The 21,382-nt window shown below is 40.0% G+C and carries 17 protein-coding genes; 5 read left to right on the top strand and 12 right to left on the bottom strand.

Going from position 1 to position 21,382, the window contains the following annotated elements; translation table 11 throughout:
- Positions 1-18: 18 nt before the first annotated feature.
- The 10 genes from ACKWCF_RS15960 to hemW all read right to left on the bottom strand — a co-directional run bounded on the left by ACKWCF_RS15960 (position 19) and on the right by hemW (position 12,083).
- Positions 19-1,512, bottom strand: a complete 1,494-nt coding sequence (locus ACKWCF_RS15960; RefSeq protein WP_409478604.1) for a di-heme oxidoredictase family protein — start codon at positions 1,510-1,512, stop codon at positions 19-21.
- A gap of 16 nt (positions 1,513-1,528) precedes the next feature.
- A complete protein-coding gene (locus ACKWCF_RS15955) occupies positions 1,529-2,611 on the bottom strand; it encodes an imelysin family protein (protein ID WP_409478603.1) in 1,083 nt (360 codons plus the stop codon).
- Positions 2,612-2,623: 12 nt separating this feature from the next.
- On the bottom strand, positions 2,624-3,829 hold the full coding sequence (locus ACKWCF_RS15950; RefSeq protein ID WP_409478602.1) for a hypothetical protein: 1,206 nt from the start codon (positions 3,827-3,829) through the stop codon (positions 2,624-2,626).
- 244 nt (positions 3,830-4,073) lie between these two features.
- A complete protein-coding gene (gene lon / locus ACKWCF_RS15945; protein WP_409478601.1) occupies positions 4,074-6,494 on the bottom strand; it encodes an endopeptidase La in 2,421 nt (806 codons plus the stop codon).
- 175 nt (positions 6,495-6,669) lie between these two features.
- Complete coding sequence (locus ACKWCF_RS15940) at positions 6,670-7,065, bottom strand: TraR/DksA family transcriptional regulator (RefSeq protein WP_409478600.1); 396 nt, start codon at positions 7,063-7,065, stop codon at positions 6,670-6,672.
- A gap of 149 nt (positions 7,066-7,214) precedes the next feature.
- The gene (locus ACKWCF_RS15935) at positions 7,215-7,607 is read right to left on the bottom strand and encodes a TraR/DksA family transcriptional regulator (protein ID WP_409478599.1); all 393 of its coding nucleotides are present in this window, start codon (positions 7,605-7,607) and stop codon (positions 7,215-7,217) included.
- 197 nt (positions 7,608-7,804) lie between these two features.
- On the bottom strand, positions 7,805-9,274 hold the full coding sequence (locus ACKWCF_RS15930) for a penicillin-binding protein activator (protein ID WP_409478598.1): 1,470 nt from the start codon (positions 9,272-9,274) through the stop codon (positions 7,805-7,807).
- Positions 9,274-10,281, bottom strand: a complete 1,008-nt coding sequence (locus ACKWCF_RS15925) for a DnaJ C-terminal domain-containing protein (RefSeq protein ID WP_409478597.1) — start codon at positions 10,279-10,281, stop codon at positions 9,274-9,276. Before ACKWCF_RS15925 ends, ACKWCF_RS15930 begins: the two co-directional genes overlap by 1 nt.
- 2 nt (positions 10,282-10,283) lie before the next feature.
- A complete protein-coding gene (locus tag ACKWCF_RS15920) occupies positions 10,284-10,820 on the bottom strand; it encodes a nucleotide exchange factor GrpE (RefSeq protein WP_409478596.1) in 537 nt (178 codons plus the stop codon).
- Positions 10,821-10,901: 81 nt separating this feature from the next.
- The gene (gene hemW, locus ACKWCF_RS15915; RefSeq protein WP_409478595.1) at positions 10,902-12,083 is read right to left on the bottom strand and encodes a radical SAM family heme chaperone HemW; all 1,182 of its coding nucleotides are present in this window, start codon (positions 12,081-12,083) and stop codon (positions 10,902-10,904) included.
- Between the two features lie 15 nt (positions 12,084-12,098).
- On the opposite strand from hemW, the gene ACKWCF_RS15910 reads away from it, so the two are divergent.
- Positions 12,099-14,711 (top strand): M16 family metallopeptidase, encoded by a 2,613-nt coding sequence (locus ACKWCF_RS15910; protein WP_409478594.1) that lies wholly within the window; start codon positions 12,099-12,101, stop codon positions 14,709-14,711.
- On the opposite strand, the gene ACKWCF_RS15905 is transcribed toward ACKWCF_RS15910, so the two are convergent.
- Positions 14,708-15,754 carry a CpaF family protein gene (locus ACKWCF_RS15905; RefSeq protein ID WP_409478593.1) on the bottom strand — a complete coding sequence of 349 codons (1,047 nt, stop codon included), beginning with the start codon at positions 15,752-15,754 and terminating at the stop codon, positions 14,708-14,710. The two genes, ACKWCF_RS15910 and ACKWCF_RS15905, sit on opposite strands and share 4 nt — an antisense overlap.
- 125 nt (positions 15,755-15,879) lie before the next feature.
- Here ACKWCF_RS15905 and ACKWCF_RS15900 point away from each other — a divergent pair, with 125 nt between their 5' ends.
- From ACKWCF_RS15900 to ACKWCF_RS15885, 4 genes are read left to right on the top strand one after another with little or no spacing between them, the layout of a single operon-like run.
- A complete protein-coding gene (locus ACKWCF_RS15900; RefSeq protein ID WP_409478592.1) occupies positions 15,880-16,491 on the top strand; it encodes a hypothetical protein in 612 nt (203 codons plus the stop codon).
- 15 nt (positions 16,492-16,506) lie between these two features.
- Positions 16,507-16,794: a twin-arginine translocase TatA/TatE family subunit gene (locus ACKWCF_RS15895; protein ID WP_409478591.1), complete on the top strand. Its 288-nt coding sequence runs from the start codon at positions 16,507-16,509 to the stop codon at positions 16,792-16,794.
- Complete coding sequence (tatC, locus tag ACKWCF_RS15890; protein ID WP_409478590.1) at positions 16,778-17,539, top strand: twin-arginine translocase subunit TatC; 762 nt, start codon at positions 16,778-16,780, stop codon at positions 17,537-17,539. Before ACKWCF_RS15895 ends, tatC begins: the two co-directional genes overlap by 17 nt.
- 10 nt (positions 17,540-17,549) lie before the next feature.
- Complete coding sequence (locus tag ACKWCF_RS15885; protein ID WP_409478589.1) at positions 17,550-18,152, top strand: RDD family protein; 603 nt, start codon at positions 17,550-17,552, stop codon at positions 18,150-18,152.
- Positions 18,153-18,168: 16 nt separating this feature from the next.
- On the opposite strand, the gene ACKWCF_RS15880 is transcribed toward ACKWCF_RS15885, so the two are convergent.
- A complete protein-coding gene (locus ACKWCF_RS15880) occupies positions 18,169-21,225 on the bottom strand; it encodes an ATP-binding protein (RefSeq protein WP_409478588.1) in 3,057 nt (1,018 codons plus the stop codon).
- Between the last annotated feature and the right edge of the window lie 157 nt (positions 21,226-21,382).

Here is a 21,382-nt window from a genome sequence, read left to right as displayed (position 1 = left end):
AAAGTTTTTCCTTACCAATTATAGAGAGTTCACAAATTTAATAACTTCAGTACGTGCTGCAGCGGGAAGAGCGGCAAATTTATCACGGCTCATTTGCGCCTCGCCACCGTGCCATAAAATAGCTTCTTCAATCGTAGCTGCACGTCCGTCATGTAAAAAACCGCCACGGGCGTTAATTGTTTTTGTTAAACCAATACCCCAAAGTGCACGAGTTCTCCAGTCGCGGCCCGAGGCTTGGAAATCACGACGGTTATCAGATAAACCTTCACCCATATCATGCAGTAATAAATCCGTGTACGGAGCAATTCGTTGATAGCTTAAGGCTTCGATTGAATGTTTACCTGTTACAAATTCTGGTTGGTGGCAGTTAGCACACCCCACAGTTTTAAATGTTTTACCACCAGAGATAATGTCAGCTTCTAAGTAACCTTGGCGACGGCTTGGTACTGCTAAAGTTTGTGAGTAGAACACAACATTTAAAGCGTCTTCATCGCTGATGTTCACTTCTTTTTTAAGTGTTGGAAGAATACTTTCGATTAACGGTGTTCCCGCAATACTTTCTTCGGGAAAGAAAGAGTTAGTCACACCCATGTCACCACGGAATGCACCTAAACCTTGATGTAATACCGACGGCGTGTTGGCTTTTAAACCAAAGCGACCCATGCTGTACACGTTTACGAAATTATTTTTTTGCTTTTCAACATCGTAAACCCAGTTTGGACGGCCTTTAACACCCCAAGCTGATAAATCACGATCAGCTAAAGCTAAAATATCTTTTTGTTCGATAGCTTCAAGTAAACCTAAGCCGATCATCGGAGGAGTCATGCGAGGCCCCATACGAACGTCGCTTTGATAAATACGACTTGTTGCTTGGCCCGATTCATCTGTTGATAGATCGTAAGGATTTCTAATTTCAAAAACAGGTTTTTTAAGTTTTACCACTTGTCCGTCGGGGTAAGTAAAATTTGAATATTCATATTTCATCCAAACTTCAGCTTGTCCGACGTTAGGTGCATTTTTACGTAAATGATAACTTCCTAAATGGAATAACTGAGTTGAGTAGCCGGGAACAGGAAGAGGTTCTCCGTGTAATGCATTTGCTACATACGCATTTACTTTAGGTTCGATACTGATTCTTAAAAAAAGCGCTTCGTTTTGGCCTAATTTTGTCCAAGTGTTATTGTTCACAACAGGTAAAGAGCCGCGGCCATCGCGGATATGGCAGCTAGCGCAGCTAATATTGTTGTAGGCTGGGCCTAAGCCATAATCTGAACGGCTAGGGTCATCAGAAAAGTTTTTTTCAAATAACCCGTCACCAGTAATATGTTTTTCTTGTAACTCCGGTGACATTGTTGTCACCGGTTGTTTGAAAGAAACTACTGAGCCGAAGTTAGCGACGAAGCTACCTTCGCCGCCAAGATTTCTTTGTAACACGTAACTATCATCAAAAATAATTTCAGCTTGAGAGTTAATACTTAAGAAAATAAATGCGAGTAATAAAGAAATCTTCATAGTCATAGTCCTAGTCCTATTGGAATAGAGGTAATACTTCGCTTTCCACTAATTGGAAAAGCCCGTTAAGGTCGTTGATAGCTTCAGTTGCTAGAGCGCGGCCTTGTTCGTTAAGGATGGCTTTGTTGTATGGCATGTTATTAGCGCCACCGATGTTGTTAATTTTTTGCATCGCTTGAAGAATTCTTTGCTCTACACGGTTAGCTAACTCAGGGTTAGTTTGTGCGATAACATCTTTAAGACCAGCGCCTTTGTGAGTGCCGTAAGTGCCAGTGTAGATGTTGTAAACGCTACGGATGTTATTTTCGAAATCCGCTAATGAATTCCAAGAGTATGGTGATTCAACTAATTCAACGTTCGCATGAGCGATATCGCCACCTAATGGATCAGATAATTTACCGTTAGCAACTTCGTCTAAGATACCTAAGATACCGTTAACGTATTCAAACATAACAGCTTGCTCAGAAGAGTAGATCGGGTTGTCTAAACCTGGTTTAGAAATAACGTCGATGTAACCAGGCATAGAAGCGTCATCTGGATCAGCTTGAGTAGTCCAAGCGTAGTGTAATTTGTGAGTATATTCAGCTTGCAAAGTCGCTGTAGCGATTAAGTAGTCGAATTGCTGTTGCGTAAAGCTTGCGATGTCTTTTGTGTTTGAATCAATACCGTTACCGAATAAAAGATACTCTAAAGTGTGGAAACCTTGAAGGTTAACACCTAGTGGTCTTACGTATTCAGTTGTGATTTGTTGACCAGAGTTTAAAACTGAATCTAAATCGATACGGCTTAATGGCCAAGTGTCGATCATTGGATCAATACCTAAAGAATCAACTGGGCCGTATAAGAAAGACTCAGAAGCTTCCCATGGAATACGTGCAGCAATCCAAGATTGTTGCGCTTTAACTAAGTTTTCTTGCGTGCGGGCTGCTTCAAGATTTTTTACCGCAACTAACATATCAGTCGATCTAGCTGCTAAGTCGGCGTAAGTTTGCAAGATAACATTTTTAGAAACGTTATCGATCACTGCTTTTTCAAGTGGGCCGGCTACTGCAACCGATCCAAAAATTAACGTGGCAACCACGAAGTTTACTAATTTCATCAGATTCTCCTTTTAGAATTCGCCGGTATCCATATTGAAGCTAAGAACAAAGTGCTTAGTTTCAGGAAGACCGTCTAATTTTGTTTTTTCTTTATAATAATGCATTTTGATATGAGTGATTTCGTCCATCTTGTACGATAGACCGTAGCCGTTATGAATCACTTCATATCTTGGATCTTTTGTGATTGTTCCTTCAGTGGCCGCAAAAGTATTTACGTGTTCGTATTGGCTAAAAACATTTACAGATTCAGTCACATCAAAATTTAACTGATACATTTGTAAGTCAGCTTTAGAACCAAGAGCCGCAAAGCTTTTTGGCTTTGCTGCTCCACTTAAGGTCGCGTTGGCTAAAGCGACTTCTTCAGAATTTTGCAAAGAGCCCTTTACGTGTTCAGTCATAATTCCTAAACGGTCAAAGAACTTCCATTGCAAAAGAGCTGTGTATACATTGACTGTGGCAGGAACGATTAACTTATCTAATTTATAACGATTGTTTTGTGTATCGCCTGTGTAATAGTGAACGCTGATGCCGCGGCCATAAACCACATCGCCAAACTCTAAACCTACTGTGTAAGCTAAATTATCGGCGTTAATATTTTCGAATTGTTTTTGGTAACCGCCACCGATCCAATTGTATTTACGAAAAAATTCAGAATTTAATCCGCTCACGATACCAGCGTAGATGCTGAAATCACCTAAACGCGTGCGTGATTGCACACCCATCTCATTCCACTCTTGGGGTAAAATGCGGGCTTCTAGTTGTGAAGGTGCATTTGAACTATATAACAGGGGAGAGTTGATTGCGTTATTTAAAGTAATCGCAACCGGGGATTTGCCGATGTAAAGTTCTGTTCTTGGTGTAATCTTTTTAAGTAAGAAGGCTTCAGAGACAACAACCTCACCACCTTTTTCAACTTCAGTTTCAAATTCACCGAACTCTTCAAAGTTGTCGAACTCAACCGCAGAACCCACACCGCCGTGTTCGTATTCAACTTCAAATTCAAACTTATTATTAGGATTAAGTTGGATTTCGTATTCAGCTTCAATCGCTTTCATGTCGAAAGATTTGCGCTGGTAGGGTGAAAGGTTGTTTACAGTTTTGAATTGGTCTTCTTGAATAAATTGAAATTCACCAACATATCTTTGTTTAAAAGAATATTCAGATTGGGCGAAGGCAAATTGAGAAATAAAAAGTAAAAGTACAGACAGTGATCGCATAGATGGCTGTCTATAAATGATGCTGTGGAAATTTAAAATAGAGGCACGAAAAAAAAATGTAATTGAAAACGCAGTAACTACTAAATGAAATCGAAATGAGAAGCGGTTTTATTGTGGAACCGAGCGCACACTCTAAATGTAAAAATTAGTTAGTCGGCGTTTACTTAAATAAACAATATTAACTAATAAAAAAGCCCGGATATTTCTATCCAGGCTTTTTGTTAACTTAATTTTTAATTACGAACTAAGCTGCAGCTGACTTCGTCGATCCTTTTTTTGGATCTTTTTTAGCGCTTGGCTTGTTTTTCGTGAAGCGATCAGATTTTTCGAAAGCTACAGCGAAAACTTCGTCTAAGTTTTCTGCTAAGATGAAATTCATCTTGTCTTTGAAAACTTGTGGGATGTCTTCTAAATCTTTTCCGTTAGCCATAGGGATGATCACGTTGGTGATTCCTAAGTTAAGAGCCGCTAAGCACTTCTCACGGATACCGCCTACTGGTAATACGCGACCTTGTAAAGTCACTTCGCCAGTCATTGCGATGTCGTTTCTTACTGGCGTACCAGTTAATAAAGAAACTAAAGCTGTTGTTAACGTGATACCTGCTGAAGGACCATCTTTAGGGATAGCGCCTGCTGGTAAGTGAACGTGAACATCAAATTTTTCAAACATCTCTTGTTCGATACCTAACTCGTCCATGTGAGCACGAGCATAAGACATTGCCGCGTGAGCCGATTCTTTCATCACATCACCTAATTGACCGGTAAGCATCATAGATCCTTTACCTTTCATTTTAAGTGCTTCGATAAGAAGAACTTCACCGCCGGCTTGAGTCCAAGCTAAACCTTGAACTACACCAACTTGTGGCTCAAGCATTTTGTCATCACGTAAGAAACGTGGAGGACCTAATAACTCAGGCACAGTTTGCGCTGTTACTTCTACGAAATTGGATTCGTTCATAACAACTTTTTTAGCTACCTTACGGCAAACAGAACCAACTTCTCTCTCTAAGTTACGTAAGCCCGCTTCGCGTGTATAACCTGCGATTAAGAACTTAATACCTTCATCAGTGAATTTAATATTGTCTGATGTGATACCGTTGGCTTCCATCTGTCTGTTAATTAAATGTTTTTTAGTAATAAATAATTTATCATTCTCTGTGTAACCAGGGATGTAGATCATTTCCATACGGTCACGTAAAGCTGGTGGAATATTTTCAACCACGTTAGCTGTCGCGATGAATAGAACTTTCGATAAATCGAAATCTACATTTAAATAGTTATCACGGAAAGTTGTGTTTTGTTCTGGATCTAACACCTCTAACATTGCAGAAGCTGGGTCACCTCTGAAATCAGAAGCCATTTTGTCGATCTCATCTAACACGATAACCGGATTTTTAGTTTTACATTGACGTAAAGCTTGCACGATTTTACCTGGCATAGCTCCAACGTATGTTCTTCTGTGACCACGGATCTCAGCTTCGTCTTTTACGCCGCCAAGTGCGATACGGAAGTATTCACGACCCATTGCTTTTGCAATTGAGCGACCTAAAGATGTTTTACCTACGCCCGGAGGACCAGAAAAACACAAGATAGGACCCTTCATTGTCGTTTTTAATTTTCTTACAGCTAAAAATTCCATTACGCGGTCTTTAGCTTTTTGTAATTCATAGTGATCGTCGTCTAGAACTGCTTTTGCATGAGCTAGATCATGGATATCTTCAGTAGATTTATTCCAAGGAAGATCAACCATCCAGTCTAGGTAAGTACGAACCATAGTTGCTTCAGAAGCATCTGGATGCATACGCTCTAAACGGTTTAATTGTTTTAATGCTTCAGCTTGAACTGTTTCAGGCATACCAGCATTCATTAATTTATTACGTAATTCTTCCATCTCTTCAGATTTAGAATCTTGAGCGGCGCCTTCACCTAACTCAGATTTGATAGCTTTCATTTGATCGCGTAAGAAATTTTCGCGTTGATTTTTGTGTTGGTCTTCGCGAGAGTTGCCACGTAATTTAGCCTGAGCTTGTAATACTTCTAACTCAGAAGCTAAAATTTGGCACACTAGGGAGAGGCGTTCTTTAGCGTCAGTTGTTTCTAAAACTTTTTGAGCTTCTTGTACTTTCACACCTAAGTTAGATGCGATTAAGTCAGCGATGCGACCTGGATCAGTAACATCATCTAATACTAATAAGATATCAGGAGATAAAGCTTTACCAAGAGCGATGATTTTTTCGATCGACTCTTTTGCCGTGCGAACTAAAGCTTCAATTTCTGCAGGAGTAGTTGCCGTATTTTTATCTTCGATTTTTTCAATAGCCACTTCATAACTACCAGTTGTTTTAGTAAATGAAGTGATTTGTGCTTTCGCTTCACCTTGGATAAGGATTTTTACGCGGCCATCAGAAAGTTTTCTCATGCGCATAATTTTCGCTACAGTACCAACTTTGTAAATTGTGTCTGGTGTAGGGTTTTCTTCAGCGATATCTTTTTGCGAAGCTAAAAAGATAAGGCGATTCTTAGCTAAAGCATCTTCTACTGATCTGATCGATGATTCGCGACCCACGAATAATGGGATGATCATGTAAGGGAATACAACGATATCTCTTACTGGTAACATCGGTAGAGTTTGTGGTACTTCAACTGGTTGATTATCAAAAGTCATGTCGGCTCCTGTTTCTTAAGAAACTCATCGGAGCAAAATGAATCAGCTTGAATGATTTTAAGTCTGGATTTTAAAAATTTGTTAAAAACAAGACTGACATCCATGTCAGCGGGTCTCATTCCGTGAGAAAACCTTGAGTTTTCATAGATACTTTAGGCTGGAATTAAACGACCGCTTATTGGAATAGTCCTGAATTTTGCGAATGCTCTTCGTGCTCTTCCATGCAGTTGATGCAGAAAGGAGTCAAAGGTCTAGCTTGAAGACGCTTGATAGAGATTTCCTCTCCGCAAGATTCGCATTCACCGTAGGTGCCATTCGCAAATTTTGAAAGAGTTTTTTCAATAAGAACCAGAGATTTTCTCTCACGTTCATGAAGTTGAATTGAAATATTATTTTGTTGTTCTTGAGCTGTTTGATCGCCTTCATCAGAAAGTTTTGAAACATCTAATTGCGCTAACTTAAACTCGTTATCACGATTTAAGATTTCGCTTTTCTGCAATAGTAATGAATCTCTGATGATAGTCAGTTCTGGCGACATATTTAAAACTTCTACGTTGTCGGTTTTTTTCACCAAATCCCCCTCACTGACATTCGCCAGTTGAAATGTTGAAACACATCCGAATCTGGCGCGATAATTCACTTAAAGAGGGATTTCTGTCATCAAAAAACACCGCGTAAAAAGCTGTTCAGATTCTTACGCGAAATCTGTAATTTGTAGAATCAAAAAGCAAGATAACCTTTGCCTGCTTTTTTTGTTTGCGACTCGCGGATTTCTGCCCCTTCAATGCTCAGGCGTGTCCAAGGAATGGCTAGTAAACGCTCAGTCTCGATCAGCTCATCGGTTTCTTCGCAGATCCCGTAGTTTCCGCTTTCGATGCGGCCTAGAGCCATTTCGATTTCTAATAATTGGGTCTTCATTCTTGTTTGGGCGATTAAAAAATTATGCTCTTCTTGATGAGCCGCCGACAGATCGCTTTCGTCTCCGCGGGATTTATCGACTAGATTAAAATCCGCAGCCATAGTTTTCATTTGATTCAGAATATTACTTTTAAAAGTTAAAAGTTTTGTTCTGCACACTTGAACCGTTTGTTCTGATAAAAAATCCTTTTTCATCGAAACCCTCCCAACTAGACTATCTGCTAGCTCTTGGACATTGGATGCAAGTGGGGGAAAAAGCGGTTAGCGGTCGGTGAAAAAAGTCGCAGAATGTTCTTAAATCGTAGCTAATTTGGACTAAAGTCGACCTTGTTTTATAAAAGCAAGGCCGAATTGTTAAGAGAAGGGTCTGCCGTGGGCAGATCAAAACAAATTTACTCGGTTTTTTGAATAGCGCCTTCAGTAAGGCTGAAGATATGTAGCGGGCGTTCGATCTCGTGGTTGTTATTCATGCGTATTTCGCTGTAGGCGCCCTGTTTACGGCCTAAAATACCTAACTGGTAAGCTAACGAGCTGCGGCTGATAGAGCTGCTGCCAATGGCGTCTTTAAGGATTTTAGCAGCTTCATAAATTTGCGCTTCAACAATCGTTGGCTCTTCTTCGTATTTAGTCACATATTTGCTGTGAAAATCCGATTTCTTTTGGTCATCAACAGACAGGTTGGCATCGACAAAAAACACGTTACTCGTGTTATTTCCTACGCGGCGGTATAAATCTGGCGTGTTCCAAAGATTTGTTCCCAGGTAGGTCATTTGTGTCACGTCGTTATTTTTCATAAATGCCATGATTTGACCTAAAGCTTTTCCGCTATCAGGAACAAACAACACATCGAAATCTACAATCGGAGGCAAGATGTTTTCTTGTGTTTCGTGTTCGCGCGTGTTTTTCTTTTTATTAGGCTCTAACTCTTTTTGTTTTTTCTTTTTATCGGCGATTTCTTTTTGGCGCGCTTGATACTCTTCTGAGCGGGCGTCAACGTAGTAAGTGCCTACAAGTTTTTTGACATAAATATCTAAATTAGTGTCTTTAGGGTCATAGGCTTGAGCGGCAACAACTTCACCGCCACCAGCTAAAACTAAATCCCAATATTTATTGGCAAACTCAGTTCCGTACGCATCGTTCGGGTAAAGAATGGCAAAGCGTTTGGCATTTAAATTTTTAAAAGCATGCTGTAAAAGTCTGGCCACTTGCATTTCAGGGGTTACAGAATTTCTAAAAGTGTATTCAGCCTCTGTTGTTAAGCCTGATTTTTGTGAAAACGAAAAAAACGGAACCTGAAAGAATTCAGCTTTAGCAGAAATGTTTTGAGCTTCTTTAGAGCTTAAACCGCCCAAGATCGCCACCACATGATCGTCGCGTAAAAGTTTTTCTACACCCTGAGAAGCTAGGTCTGGATTACTTTGGCTATCGTAAATGGCCAATTGAAAATTGCTTTTATCGTCAAGGCCAAGACCTAAACGAATGGCGTTTAAGGCGCGCTGACCAAGGCTTGCATTTTTTCCTGTGATCGGAAGAATCACACCGATTTTTTGTGCATCAGAATCGTAACTCACAGAAGAGCGTGGTTTTTCTTTTTTCTCTTCATTAAAATCAAAGTTTTTAACCTCTGGAACCACAACAACTGGTTGTGGCGCTGAAACGATCGCTGTTTGCGGTGTTGCGGCTACAGCGGCTGGAAACGGGCTGTAAATTGTGGAAGGAGCCGATTGAGTGTTTTCTTTTTCAATAGCTGCGTATTCATTTTTTTTCGAAGGAATAGTTTTGTGGTAAGTCTGAATTGAAGGGGTGCTTGTGCAACCATGAAATACAGCTAGTGCGGCTAACGTTGCGATTATTTTTTTCATTATTTACGAGACCTCAATAGATTTTCTAATTTTTCTTTATAAGTTTTTACCAGCGGCGTTTCTTCAGCGTAGCGGTTAAGCTCCTCAAGAAGTTCTTTTTGGCGGCTGTTTGTTTTTTGCGGAGTATCGACTAAAAGACGAACCAACATGTCGCCATTACCGATACCACCGATACGCGGAAAGCCTTTGCCTTTTAAACGCAAAACTTGGCCTGAATAGATTCCCGCTGGAATTTTAATTTGGGCTTTGCCTGTTAAAGTCGGAATTTCAATTTCAGTTCCTAAAATGGCTTCTGTGTATTTCACCGGAAGATCCAACATCACATCAGCTTCTTCGCGTTTGAATAATAAATGCTCTTGAAGACTGATGATTACGTAAAGATCGCCGGCCGAGCCAGAAGACGGCTTGTCGCCTTCTTCTGATAATTTTAAACGCTGACCTTCTTTAACGCCCGCAGGAACCGTTACAGAAAGTTTAGCGGCTTCTTCTTTAGTGCCGACTTGGCGAACAAAGCTAATGACTTTTTCTGTGCCGCTCGCGGCTTCTTCAAAAGTAATTGATAAAGTGTAACGAAGATCGGCCCCTTTACGAGAAGAGCCTCTTTGTGAAGATGAAGATGACGAACGTGTACGCGCGCCTCCGCCACCAAAAGCTTCGCCGAAGATATCGCCGAAGAGATCGTTAATATCAGCTTGGCCAAAACCGCCACCAAAGGGGTTTCCACCACCACGGCCAAAAGGATTTCCACCCTGTGCTCCTCCACCTGCGCCGAAGGGGTTACCATTCACGCCAGCGTGGCCAAACATATCATAATTTTTTTTCTTTTCAGCGTCGCTTAAAACTTCATAGGCTTCAGAAATTTCTTTGAACTTTTCTTCAGCTTTTTTGTTGCCCTGATTTTTATCCGGATGATATTGCATCGCTAATTTGCGATAAGCTTTCTTAATCTCTTCAGGAGAAGAGGATTTGGTAACACCCAGTGTTTGATAAAAATCTTTTTTGCTCATAGTTACGCTTTAGGGGCTGTTGCTACGACAACTTGACCCATACGGATCACTTTGTCGTGAAGTTTATAAGGTTTTTTGAAAACTTTTGTAATGTGCCCTTCAGGCACTTGCGTTGTTGGTTCAGCGCTGATCGCTTCGTGAAATTGTGGATTAAAAGGCTGATTTTCACTCGGCACTTCAGAAATGCCGTGTTTGTTTAAAGTTTCTTTTAATTCTTTCGCCGTCATTTCAACGCCACTTTTAAACGTCTGCACAGTTTCTGCTGAAACTTTTGTTTGTAAAGCGCGTTCAAAATTATCCATTACTTCTAAAATATCGCGGCCGATACGTTCGATGCCGAATTTTAAAAGATCAGATCTTTCTTTAATGGCGTGCTTTTTGTAATTATCAAATTCAGCACGTAAATATAAATATTCGTTTTTCCATTTAGCAGTCTCTTCTTGAGCTTGCTCTAAATCACTTTTGATTGGAGTAACAGTCGCGTTACCTTCAGCGCTGGCTTCCGCGCCGTTTTGAGTATTGTTTTTTTCATCTGCCATAGGGTCCTCGCATATTCAAAATATTAACCCTTAAAGTGTGAGTTTTATATAGAAAATGTCAATGCGAAAGGGTCAGATTTTTTACTCTGAAATATCGCTGGCTAAAAACGTGAATTTTTCAAAAATTTGATTACTAATAAGCACACCTTTGTGCGTGAGCTTTAAATGATTATTTTCTAGTGCAATTAGCCCATGTTGAAGCATCGGCTGCGCGATTTCTAGAGCTTTAGCGCTCGCCTGCGCGTCGAATTTAGTCTCTAAACGAGCCAAAGAAAGCCCTTCTGCAACGCGCAGTGAGGTATGACAAAAGTCGGTAAGCGCTTGATGTTTTTCAAGGCGTTCAATTTGATTATCAGGCAGCACAGATAATTCACTGCGAATTTGTTTTTCGTAAACATCAATATTGTTCGGGTTCCAAAAACGGTGACCCCATTCAGATGTTTTTGAATAAGAGTGGGCACTTAGTCCCAAACCCCAATAGGCGTGATCGTCCCAGTACAAGCGGTTATGGCGCGATTCTTTGCCCGGCAAACTGTAATTCGAAATTTCGTAGCGATTAAAGTTTTTTGCGGTCAAGTGTTGATGAATGATATCAAACATCTCAACTTGTTCATCTTCAAGCGGACGATTTTTTGACAACGGGTGCGATTCTGGAACAGTCAGGCAATAAGGTGAAATATGGGACGAGCCAATTTCCACAGCCATTTCCACATCGGATTTAAGCTCTTCAACAGTTTGTGTGGGTAACGCAAAAAGCAAATCGAATGAAAAGTTTAATTTGTAGCGCTTCAGCAGGTCTAAAGTCTGAAGTGTTTGCTTAGCATTATGTTCACGCTTAACCATTTTCAATAGACGATCATGAAAGGTTTGTGCGCCCACGCTAAAACGATTAACCCCAGCCGATAAATAATGTTCTATTTTACGTTCGTCAATTGTCGCAGGGTTTATTTCAATGGTGATTTCTGCATCAGGACCAGTTGTTAAGCCATGCTTGTTGAGTTCAGAAATCAGGCCTACAATTAAATCAGAAGAAATTAAACTCGGAGTACCGCCTCCGAAGTACACTGTATTTAATTTTTTTTCGGTGTCTGGCGAAAAACCAAAATAGTGTTTTCGTAAAGGGATTTCTTCTTTGACTAAAGCTACGTATCTTTCGGGATTTAAAATTTCGGATTGTACGTAGGTAGCGAAGTCGCAATACGAGCAGCGCTGAATGCAGTATGGGATATGAATGTAGATTCCAAATTGTTCAGACGCAGACATAAAGGAAAGTTATAGATGAAACAGATTAAATTTCAACTTAAAAACAAGCTTAAAGTGATCCTTATTCCAAGCCATAAATCTCCTGTGGTCAGCGTGCAGATGTGGGTTAAAACCGGAAGCGCCGACGAGAAAAAAGGTGAAGAGGGCATCTCTCATTTTATCGAACACTTGGTTTTTAAAGGTACACAGAAGTTTAAAGTAGGTGAAATCGCGTCCTTGGTTGAGGCCTCTGGCGGCGAATTAAACGCCTATACGTCGTTTGATCAAACAGTATTTTATGTCACGATTTCAAAAACATTCCAAGATGTGGCCCTAGATGTAGTGTCACAAATGATGGGGCATCCGACTTTTGATCCTGACGAAACTCACAGCGAACGTGAAGTTGTTTGTGAAGAAATTAAAATGGGCCAAGATTCTCCGGGCCGCCAGTCGTCGCAATTGTTATTTAGCTCGATTTTTAAAAAACATGCTTACGGCATTCCGGTCATTGGTTATGAAAAAAACGTCAGATCTTGGCCTGTTAAAAAATTAAAAAGCTTTTATCAATCAAGATATGTTCCGTCGAACATGTGTTTAATTATTTCCGGCGACTTTGAAGAAAAAGCAATGCGCGAAAATGTTGAAAAATATTTTTCTTCATTTCAGCCGTATAAACTTAAAAAAATTAAGCGTGTTGTTGAGCCGAAAGCTAAAAAAGTAACTTACAAAGTTAAACACAAAGATTTAAAAGAAAGTAATTTTAACTTAGCTTTTCCAGCGCCGTCGATTAAACACAAAGACGTGGCAGCGCTTGATGTGATGGCTATGGTCTTAGGCCAAGGTGAAACAAGCCGTCTATTTTCTAAGTTACGCCTGCAATCAAGTTTAGTAAGTAGTGTTTCAAGTTACAGCTACACACCGCAAGATCCAGGCCTATTGGCATTAAGTTTTAAAGTTTTAGAACAAGATCCAAAGATCGCCTTTGAAGGTATTTATCACGAGATTGAAAAAATTAAGAACGAAGAAGTTTCTTGGGAAGAAATTCGCAAATCAATTATCAACATTTCTTCAGAACAGTTTTATTCAATTGAAACAGTCGATGGCATCGCGAGCAAAATTGGCTCGTCGCAATTTTATATGAATGATAGTTTGGCCCATGAAAAATATTTAAAAACGATTCAAAAAATCACACCTAAAGATGTGATGCGAGTAGCTAAAAAATATTTAGACCCTAAAGTAGCCAGCTATTCTGTATTAGGACCACAACCAGAAAAAGAATTTGAAAAGCTACTTAAAGATTCACACAAATGCTGGTTAAACTTGATCGAGTCGCAGAAAAAAGAAAAACGCCCGAAAACAAAAAATAAACCGGCTAAAATTCCAAAAATTGTTTTTAAAGACATTAAAAAAACCGACAAATCAGCTATCGAAGTGATGACAACCAGCCATGGAACGCGTGTGATTTTTGAAAAATCACAAGAAATTCCAACAGTCTCGGCACGTTTACTTTTAGGTGGTGGCGCTCGTATCGAATCGCCTGATAAAATGGGCTTGTCTGAACTTTTGGGCCGTTCTTGGCTGGGCGGCACAAAGAAAAGATCTGAAAATCAGATCTTACAAATGATCGAAGAATCAGCCGCGGGCCTTTCTCCGTTTAGTGGTAAAAACACCGTGGGCTTTTCATTAGATTATATGAAACCTTTCGAAGGCAAAATCGTTGGCCTTATGGAAGAACTATTCTTAGAGCCTGATTTTGTTCCGGGCATTATTGATCGTGAGCGCCAAGCTATGCAGCGCCAAATTCACGCCAAAGAAGACCAGCCGTCGTATTTATGCGGTAAACAGTTTGTTAAAAACATGTTTCCCAATCACCCGGTGTCTTTTGATCAATTAGGCACGATTGAAACGACAAACAATATTACAGCACCAGATTTAATTAATTATTTAAATACAGTTAAATCATCAAAAAATATGCTCGCTGTGGTTGTCGGTGATTTTGATAAAAAAACATGGATGGATAGCATTGAGCGTTTAGAAAAACAATTTAGCCGCTCGCCACGTTTACTTAAAAAAGTAGACTACAAACCAATCGTAAAAAACGAAAAATATTTTACTGAAAAAAACAAAGAACAATCACACGTGATCGTGGGTTGGCAGGGCATTGATATCACAGATCGCGATCGTTATGCGCTTCATGTGATTCAGGCAATCATGGCCGGCCAAGGCGGCCGTTTATTCGTAGAGCTTCGTGATAAAAATTCATTAGCGTATTCAGTTTCTCCGATTCGCATGGAAAGTTTAGAGTGCGGTTATTTCGGAGGCTACATCGCCTGTTCACCGGATAAAGTTGATAAAGCGATTAAAATGTTTCATGCAGAATTTGAAAAAATCAGAAGCACGCTTGTGCCACAAGGTGAACTTGATCGTGCAAAAAGATATTTAATCGGTCAAAACGACATTGGCTTACAAAGAAAATCAGCTCTCTGTAACACGATTGCTTTTGATGATTTTTATGGAAATGATTTTAACGAATCACTGCATATCGACAAAGTTTACAACAGCATTACATCAGAAGATGTTAAGCGTGTGGCCGAAAGACTATTCAGCCAACCACATATCACAAGTATTGTAGGAAAAAAGACAGCCTAACTTGATTTTTTAAGCTGGGTGTTGGGATCAAAAAACTGCGGCGAAATCTTTTTCGCCGAATAGTTAATTCTTTGAATCACATCCGGAACATAACCTGTTACATCGAGCTTTCCGGTTTTGTTGCGGGTAAAGATCGGTGATCGGGTAATGATATCGATTTCCATTCCGGTAAGCTCGATAATTTCTGAAATTTGACGGCGCCCATCTGGCAAACGTTTTAACTGAACAATTAAATCAACTGCTTCAGAAATTTGTGTGCGCACCATTTTAAGCGGCATATCAGGGTTGGCGACGTTAATTAAAGTTTCTAAACGTGCCAAGCAATCATTCGCAGAATTCGAGTGAATTGAAGTCATTGAGCCTTCATGACCTGTGTTCATGGCTTGCAACATATCAAATGCTTCTGAACCACGGCATTCGCCAACAATAATACGGTCAGGGCGCATGCGAAGGGCATTGAATACACAATCGCGCGCAGTTACGGTACCTTTTTCGCCTTTAACGGTTTTTAAATAAATCCAATTCACATGTGTTGGGCGAAGCTCTTGCGTATCTTCAACCGAAACCACACGCTGATCTTCGGGAATAAGGCTGGCTAAAGTATTTAAGAATGAAGTTTTACCCGTACCTGTACCGCCAGACACCACGATATTTAAACGAGCTTCAACGGCCAGCTTTAAAAAGCGCGCTGTTTTATCAGACATAAATTCAGAAGCAATCATTTGATCTAAAGAAAAATTCTTTTCTAAAAATTTTCTAATCGTTAAAGTTGGCCCTCTCGGGCTTAACGGCGGCAAGGTGATGTTGTAACGATGACCCTCAGGTAAAATTCCGTCGAAAGAATAAGTTTTACTGTAGTCATGTTTGTCATTTAATAAAATGGCAAAAACTAAATCTTGAAATTCACGCGCATCCATAAAGCGCGCAGCGGTTCTTACGAGACAACCTTTATGTTCAACGAAAATATGATCCCACGAATTCACCATGATTTCGCTCATGTCATCTGAGAGGAATAAAGATTTTAGCGGCCCGTAATTCAGCATATGTCCTTATCGGATTATTTTGAAACAGGTTTAAGTCTATTTTAACCAGACTTTAGCCGGGAATTGCAGCTGGGCGCCATTTTCAGGTTAAGCACGACTAGATCAAGGCCGATAAGCATATCAAGATGGGATTTTTATTTATTTCGCCTGAACAGCATTTTTCCGAAGCGCTAAAGGAAGCTTTAGAGCAAAGAAAAGTAAAGTCGTTTCCGTATTTGGAAACGTATCTTGTTCATATGCTTAAACACTATCTTGATTCACGCAATTTATTTACCCCACAAAGTACACATAACGATCAGACAGAAAATCCGCCAAAAACCTTGGCTGAAATGTATTTAGTGGCCATGAATTCTGAAAACACACGTAAAAAAGAAATCATGAAAAGTTTAGCCGACCGGTCATTATACACGGCGGGCTTTTTTGGTGATTCGTTGCAAAAGAAGTTAGTTGATATTGATTACTATTCTGAAATGGGTTCGGCGGCTTATTTTAACTTAGCAAGCTGGACTAAAGAAGATCACTTAAGCGAAGTGTATAAAACCTTTTCTAAGCGTTTTTTAGAGTTTGTTGAAGTGCTAAGCTATATGAGCGAAAAATCTGCGGTGCAAGCCGACCAGAACGTTTTAAGGCTATATGACAAGTATTTGAAAACTGGATCTGAAGTCGCCCGTGAAAAACTCAATCAAATGGGTATTGTGACCCTGCCAAAAGAACAATTGAAAGTTAACAAAGCCTAAGCTAAAACTTAATACATGAGTTTTAGTCATTTGGTTATTCTTGGAATAATCCTTATCATTGTGATTCCACCGGAAAAATTACCGGAAGTAATGCGCAATATTGGCCGCATGTTTAATGATCTTCGTCGTAGCACTTCAGGTGTGTTCGATGAATTAAAACGTGAAGCGGAATTCAAGCCATCTGATTTACTCAAAACACAACCGCCGCCACAACAGGCTCAAGGCCAGCAACCGACGCAATCTGCACCGGTTAAAAATTTAGACGAAGTGGCTGCAGAAAAATCAGATGAATCAAAATCCTAATCAAGATGATGAAAAAAACATGTCGTTGATCGAACATATCGGCGAGCTACGCTTTCGTTTAACGCGTGCTGCGTTTGCGATCTTTTTTGGAATGTGTTTGTGCTGGGGTTTTAGCGAAAAGCTTTTTGATATTATCCGTAAACCGATTCAGCCATACTTACCAAATGGCGGTTTAGTTTTTACGGGCCCAATTGATAAATTCATGGCGCACATCAAAATCGCGTTTGTGGCGGGCTTGGTTGTTTCAGCCCCTTTCTGGTTATATCAACTTTGGAAATTTATTTCGCCGGCGCTTTATCGTAACGAAAAGAAAATGGCGACCGGTTTTATTTTTTTTGGAACACTTCAATTTATCTTAGGCGTACTTTTTAGTTACTTCGTAGTTCTTCCGATGGCGTTTAAATTTTTAATGACCTTTGGTGGCGATATCGACAAACCAATGATTACTATCGATCATTATTTAGGGTTTTTTACTCAGACGGCAGTAGTTTTCGGGCTAACTTTTGAAATGCCGGTAGTGATTACTTTCTTAGGCATGATGGGTTTAGTGTCACAAAGATTCTTAAAAGAAAAAAAGAAATACGCTGTTGTAGGTATTACGGCCGTGTCAGCAGTTGTAGCTCCACCGGATGCATTAAGTATGATTTTACTTATGGTACCTTTGTGGGTGATGTATGAAATTTCTATTGTTGTTGTAGGATTTTTCGAAAAGAAAAAAACATTATCAGAAAGTTTTGAAAACTAAGGGGTCTTAGATGGTATATTCAGGTTTTTGGAGAAGATTTGTTGCTTCGTTTCTAGATGGTTTAATTATGCTGATTCCAGCATGGATTTTAGGAATGTTACTTCCTTACGTCGGCGGAATTATTTTAGGTTTAGTTTATAAACCGGTATTTGAAGCCTCAGCCTTAAAAGGAACTCCAGGTAAAGCCATGATGGGCATGGTTGTTCTTTCTGAGTCGGGCGATCGTTTAACGTTAAAACAAGCCTATATCAGATATTTCTGCAGCATTTTATCGGGTTTAGTTTTATGTATTGGTTATCTGATGAATCTATTTACGGCGAAACGCCAAACACTTCACGATATGATCGCTGAAAGTGTTGTCATCAACCAAGAACCACCAGATTTAAATTACTTTCAAGTTTGGAAATCAGAAATGAAAGTTTTATTTAACAGACTTTCTGGTGACGCAACGACTGTATCAAATGCGGCAGGCTCGGTTTCATCATCTTCTATTTCTGCACAGTCGGCAGATGTTTCTAAAGCGATTGAAGATTTACACAGATTGTATCAATCAGGCGCTTTATCACAAGCTGAGTACGACGCTAAAAAACAAGAGTTATTAAGCAAGATCTAACTTATTACGTAACGTACTAGTGCTTCGCAAATTGTAATATCGCAGAAATCATTTTTTCTATGTTGATGGGCTTTGATAAATAAAAATCAAAGCCCGCTTTTTTTATACGGCTCATTTCTTGATCATGGCTATGGGCTGTCAGCGCAATCACCGGAAGAGTTTTGTTTTTCACATCTGTTGAATGACGTAACTGTGAAAGTAAGTCATAACCCGTCTCTTCAGGCATTTCGATATCAGTAAATAAAATATGCGGCATAGAAAATTTAATATTTGATAGAGCTGATTTAACACTTTCAGCGACAGTTACTTCAGCGCCCATACTTTCTAATAAATGTTTTATTAAAAATAAATTATCTGGCGAATCATCAACAACTAAGATTTTTGCACCTTTAAGAACCGGTTGTGAAAGGTCTAAGGGTTCAGAGGGTGATGATTTAGACATAGCGTTATCACTTTCAATAGAAGCCTTGGTTGCTAAGGGCAAAGTAAAATGAATCGTTGTTCCTACACCCACCTGACTTTCAGCCCAGATTTTTCCGCCGTGGGCTTGCACGATACCCTTGGCGATAGAGAGCCCAAGGCCACTGCCTTTATTTTTTGTGGCCTCAGCTTGCCAGAAACGATCAAAAATTTTTGCTAAATTTTCTGCAGGAATTCCCGTGCCTGTATCTGAAACTGAAACTAAAACATCAAACTTGCGTGGTTTTGCAGAAATGCTGATGCGGCCTCCAGCCGGCGTAAATTTAAGAGCATTACCGACAAGGTTTGATACAACCTGTGCGATGCGCGGAAGATCAATGTTCACGCGGGGTAAATCTTTAGAAAGGTTGTTAATTAAACTTTGCTGTTTGGCTTCAGCCTGTACCTGCATAGATTCAACGGTTTCACGAACAGCATCCAACAAACGTTCTGATTTTTGTGCGACTGCAAATGTGCCACTTTCAATTTTAGCAAAATCTAACAGATCACCAATAAGAACCTGCATCTGCCGCGCGGAACTTTCAATTTTAGCAGCGAGCCGGTCGCAGGTGGCTTTATCAGGCGCTTCTAATAGCTGCAACGTTTGACCAATAAGTTTAATCGCCGTTAAAGGGTTTTTTAAATCATGCGAAACAACAGCGAGTATATCTTCGCGAGTAGCGATGGCATTTTTAGCCTGGTTATAAAGATGAGAGTTCTCAATTGAAAGAGCAGCGCGCGAGGCCAACTCTTCGGCTAGCCGCAGATCATTATCATGATACTGCCGTTCTGGCGATGTCGAGACTAACACGAGAGTGCCGATAAATTTATTGTGCGCCATCATGGGTACTGATAAAAGCGAATTAAAATGTAAATGTTTTAAAGTTTGCAGCTGCACTTCGCTACTTGAAAGTAATGTCAGATGTTCTTCGCGAATCTGTTCTATCATGAACGGGTGTCTACTTTTTAAGATAAGCTGCGAAAAAGCACTTGGAGAAGATTTTACTAATTCTGCTAACTTAATGCAGTCTTCACATTTGTTTTCTTGAGTAACTTTTTTACTGACAATTTTAAGAAGCGACTCTTCGTCATTATCGCAGGCAATTTCTAAAATGCAGAAGTCTGATAAATTTTTAACAACAAGTTCGGCCAAGCGTTGTAAGGTGCTTTCTAAAATAAGTCCTTCGGCCAAAGCCGCACTGACTTCGGATAAAAACAGTTGGGCTTTTTCAATGCGTACGCGATCTGTAATATCACGCAAAGTTACAGTCATAATTTGGCTTCCGCCAACATCAATTTTCGAGATTGCGGCATCAGCCGGAAATTCTTCGCCATTTTTCCTGCGGCCGTAAATGGTGGAGCCACGTTCTCCGATGTGAAATCTTTCGGGAATAAGAAGATCCAGCTTTTGCCCCATCATTTCTTTTTTGCTGTAACCAAAAATTTTTTCAGCGCCTTCGTTGAATAAAATAATATTTTGATCTTGGTCTATTGAAATGATGGCATCTGATGAAATCGAAATGATTCCCGAAGATTTAGCTTCAGACAAACGTAATTCATCTTCTAAAGCCTTGCGGTAGGTCATGTCACGCGTGATCGATCCTGTGCCAAGAATTTTTTTGCTGGTTTTATCGCGAATAAGAAAGGCCGTATGCCAGACGGGTATAGGTTTATTGCTTTTCCAGTGGCGCAGAGTGGTTTCGCCTTGCCATCGGCCGTTTTCATTCACCGAACGTTTAATAACATTAATTGCATAACTGCGATCTTCAGGCATGTAAAAATCAGTGATTGAAGCGTTTTCGATCGGGTAATCGGTAGAAAGACCAACCATATGACGTCCAGCTGGATTTAAATACTTAGGTAGATTATCGGTTCCGGTAATAGCTGCAAAATCCAGAGAGTTTTCAACAAATGATTCAAAAAGTTGTTTTTCTTCGAGGGCTTTTTCTGCGCGTAACTCTTCTATTTCAGATTGTTTGGCTGATTGCCACGTGGTTCTTACAATCAAAGTGATAAAAATCAAAACAAATAAAGCATCATGAATACGGTCTCGGTAAAGCCCTAAATATAATCCAAAGTGGGTAATGGCGCCGATAACAAAGGGGCCAAAAATAATCGTTAAGAATAGTTTTCTCGCAATAGCTCCGCTACGCGATTTTTCACGAAATAGGAGTTGAGTCATTCCAACTCCAGGGCGAGAACAAACTAGGGCCACAGCTGAAAGAATAAAGCAGACAGCCGTTTGAACTGCCATGCCGATTTTACGATCATAGGACGGAAATCCATAAAACTCAGTGGCATTAAAAATATAACCCGTTAAAGCAATTTCAGCATTGATTCCGGCAAGCAGAATTAAGATCTGAGCCACGCGAATAAAGCGCGTAAAAAAGGTGTAAATCAGAAGACTTGTACCGAAGAGAACGAAATTCAAAGCGGATTGTGGAGACGCGGGAAGGCCTGGAAAAGGTAAAAAGTGCCCCGCTAAGGTAAAACTTCCCAGAACTACACAGAACAAAGCACTCAGTGAAATTAAAAAACGGTAACGGTTTTTTAATGATGTTAAAAAAAAGCTAAAAGCTAAAACTAATAATCCCGTGGCGGTGGACGGGCGCATTTCGGGAAAACCCGCTACGGCCCCTGTTAAAAACGGGACCTCAAAAACATAGCCAACAAGAGCCAGTAAAGAGAGTAAAAAAATGATTAAAGAAAGCCATCGAGTCAGTTTCAAACTAAGCGCTGTCAAATTACTGTTAGGCTTTGTTGGTTCCACA

The organism is Pseudobdellovibrio sp. HCB154, from assembly GCF_046267985.1.
Classification (GTDB): Bacteria; Bdellovibrionota; Bdellovibrionia; order Bdellovibrionales; family Bdellovibrionaceae; genus Pseudobdellovibrio.
This window is presented reverse-complemented; position numbering and strand designations above follow the sequence as displayed.

Bases quoted from the DNA above. Each gene is read 5' to 3' on its own strand.
- ACKWCF_RS15960 (WP_409478604.1), bottom strand. From the start codon at position 1,512: ATGAAGATTTCTTTATTACTCGCATTTATTTTCTTAAGTATTAACTCT.
- ACKWCF_RS15955 (WP_409478603.1), bottom strand. From the start codon at position 2,611: ATGAAATTAGTAAACTTCGTGGTTGCCACGTTAATTTTTGGATCGGTT.
- ACKWCF_RS15950 (WP_409478602.1), bottom strand. From the start codon at position 3,829: ATGCGATCACTGTCTGTACTTTTACTTTTTATTTCTCAATTTGCCTTC.
- lon (WP_409478601.1), bottom strand. From the start codon at position 6,494: ATGACTTTTGATAATCAACCAGTTGAAGTACCACAAACTCTACCGATG.
- ACKWCF_RS15935 (WP_409478599.1), bottom strand. From the start codon at position 7,607: ATGAAAAAGGATTTTTTATCAGAACAAACGGTTCAAGTGTGCAGAACA.
- ACKWCF_RS15930 (WP_409478598.1), bottom strand. From the start codon at position 9,274: ATGAAAAAAATAATCGCAACGTTAGCCGCACTAGCTGTATTTCATGGT.
- ACKWCF_RS15925 (WP_409478597.1), bottom strand. From the start codon at position 10,281: ATGAGCAAAAAAGATTTTTATCAAACACTGGGTGTTACCAAATCCTCT.
- ACKWCF_RS15920 (WP_409478596.1), bottom strand. From the start codon at position 10,820: ATGGCAGATGAAAAAAACAATACTCAAAACGGCGCGGAAGCCAGCGCT.
- hemW (WP_409478595.1), bottom strand. From the start codon at position 12,083: ATGTCTGCGTCTGAACAATTTGGAATCTACATTCATATCCCATACTGC.
- ACKWCF_RS15910 (WP_409478594.1), top strand. From the start codon at position 12,099: ATGAAACAGATTAAATTTCAACTTAAAAACAAGCTTAAAGTGATCCTT.
- ACKWCF_RS15905 (WP_409478593.1), bottom strand. From the start codon at position 15,754: ATGCTGAATTACGGGCCGCTAAAATCTTTATTCCTCTCAGATGACATG.
- ACKWCF_RS15900 (WP_409478592.1), top strand. From the start codon at position 15,880: ATGGGATTTTTATTTATTTCGCCTGAACAGCATTTTTCCGAAGCGCTA.
- ACKWCF_RS15895 (WP_409478591.1), top strand. From the start codon at position 16,507: ATGAGTTTTAGTCATTTGGTTATTCTTGGAATAATCCTTATCATTGTG.
- tatC (WP_409478590.1), top strand. From the start codon at position 16,778: ATGAATCAAAATCCTAATCAAGATGATGAAAAAAACATGTCGTTGATC.
- ACKWCF_RS15885 (WP_409478589.1), top strand. From the start codon at position 17,550: ATGGTATATTCAGGTTTTTGGAGAAGATTTGTTGCTTCGTTTCTAGAT.
- ACKWCF_RS15880 (WP_409478588.1), bottom strand. From the start codon at position 21,225: ATGCGCCCGTCCACCGCCACGGGATTATTAGTTTTAGCTTTTAGCTTT.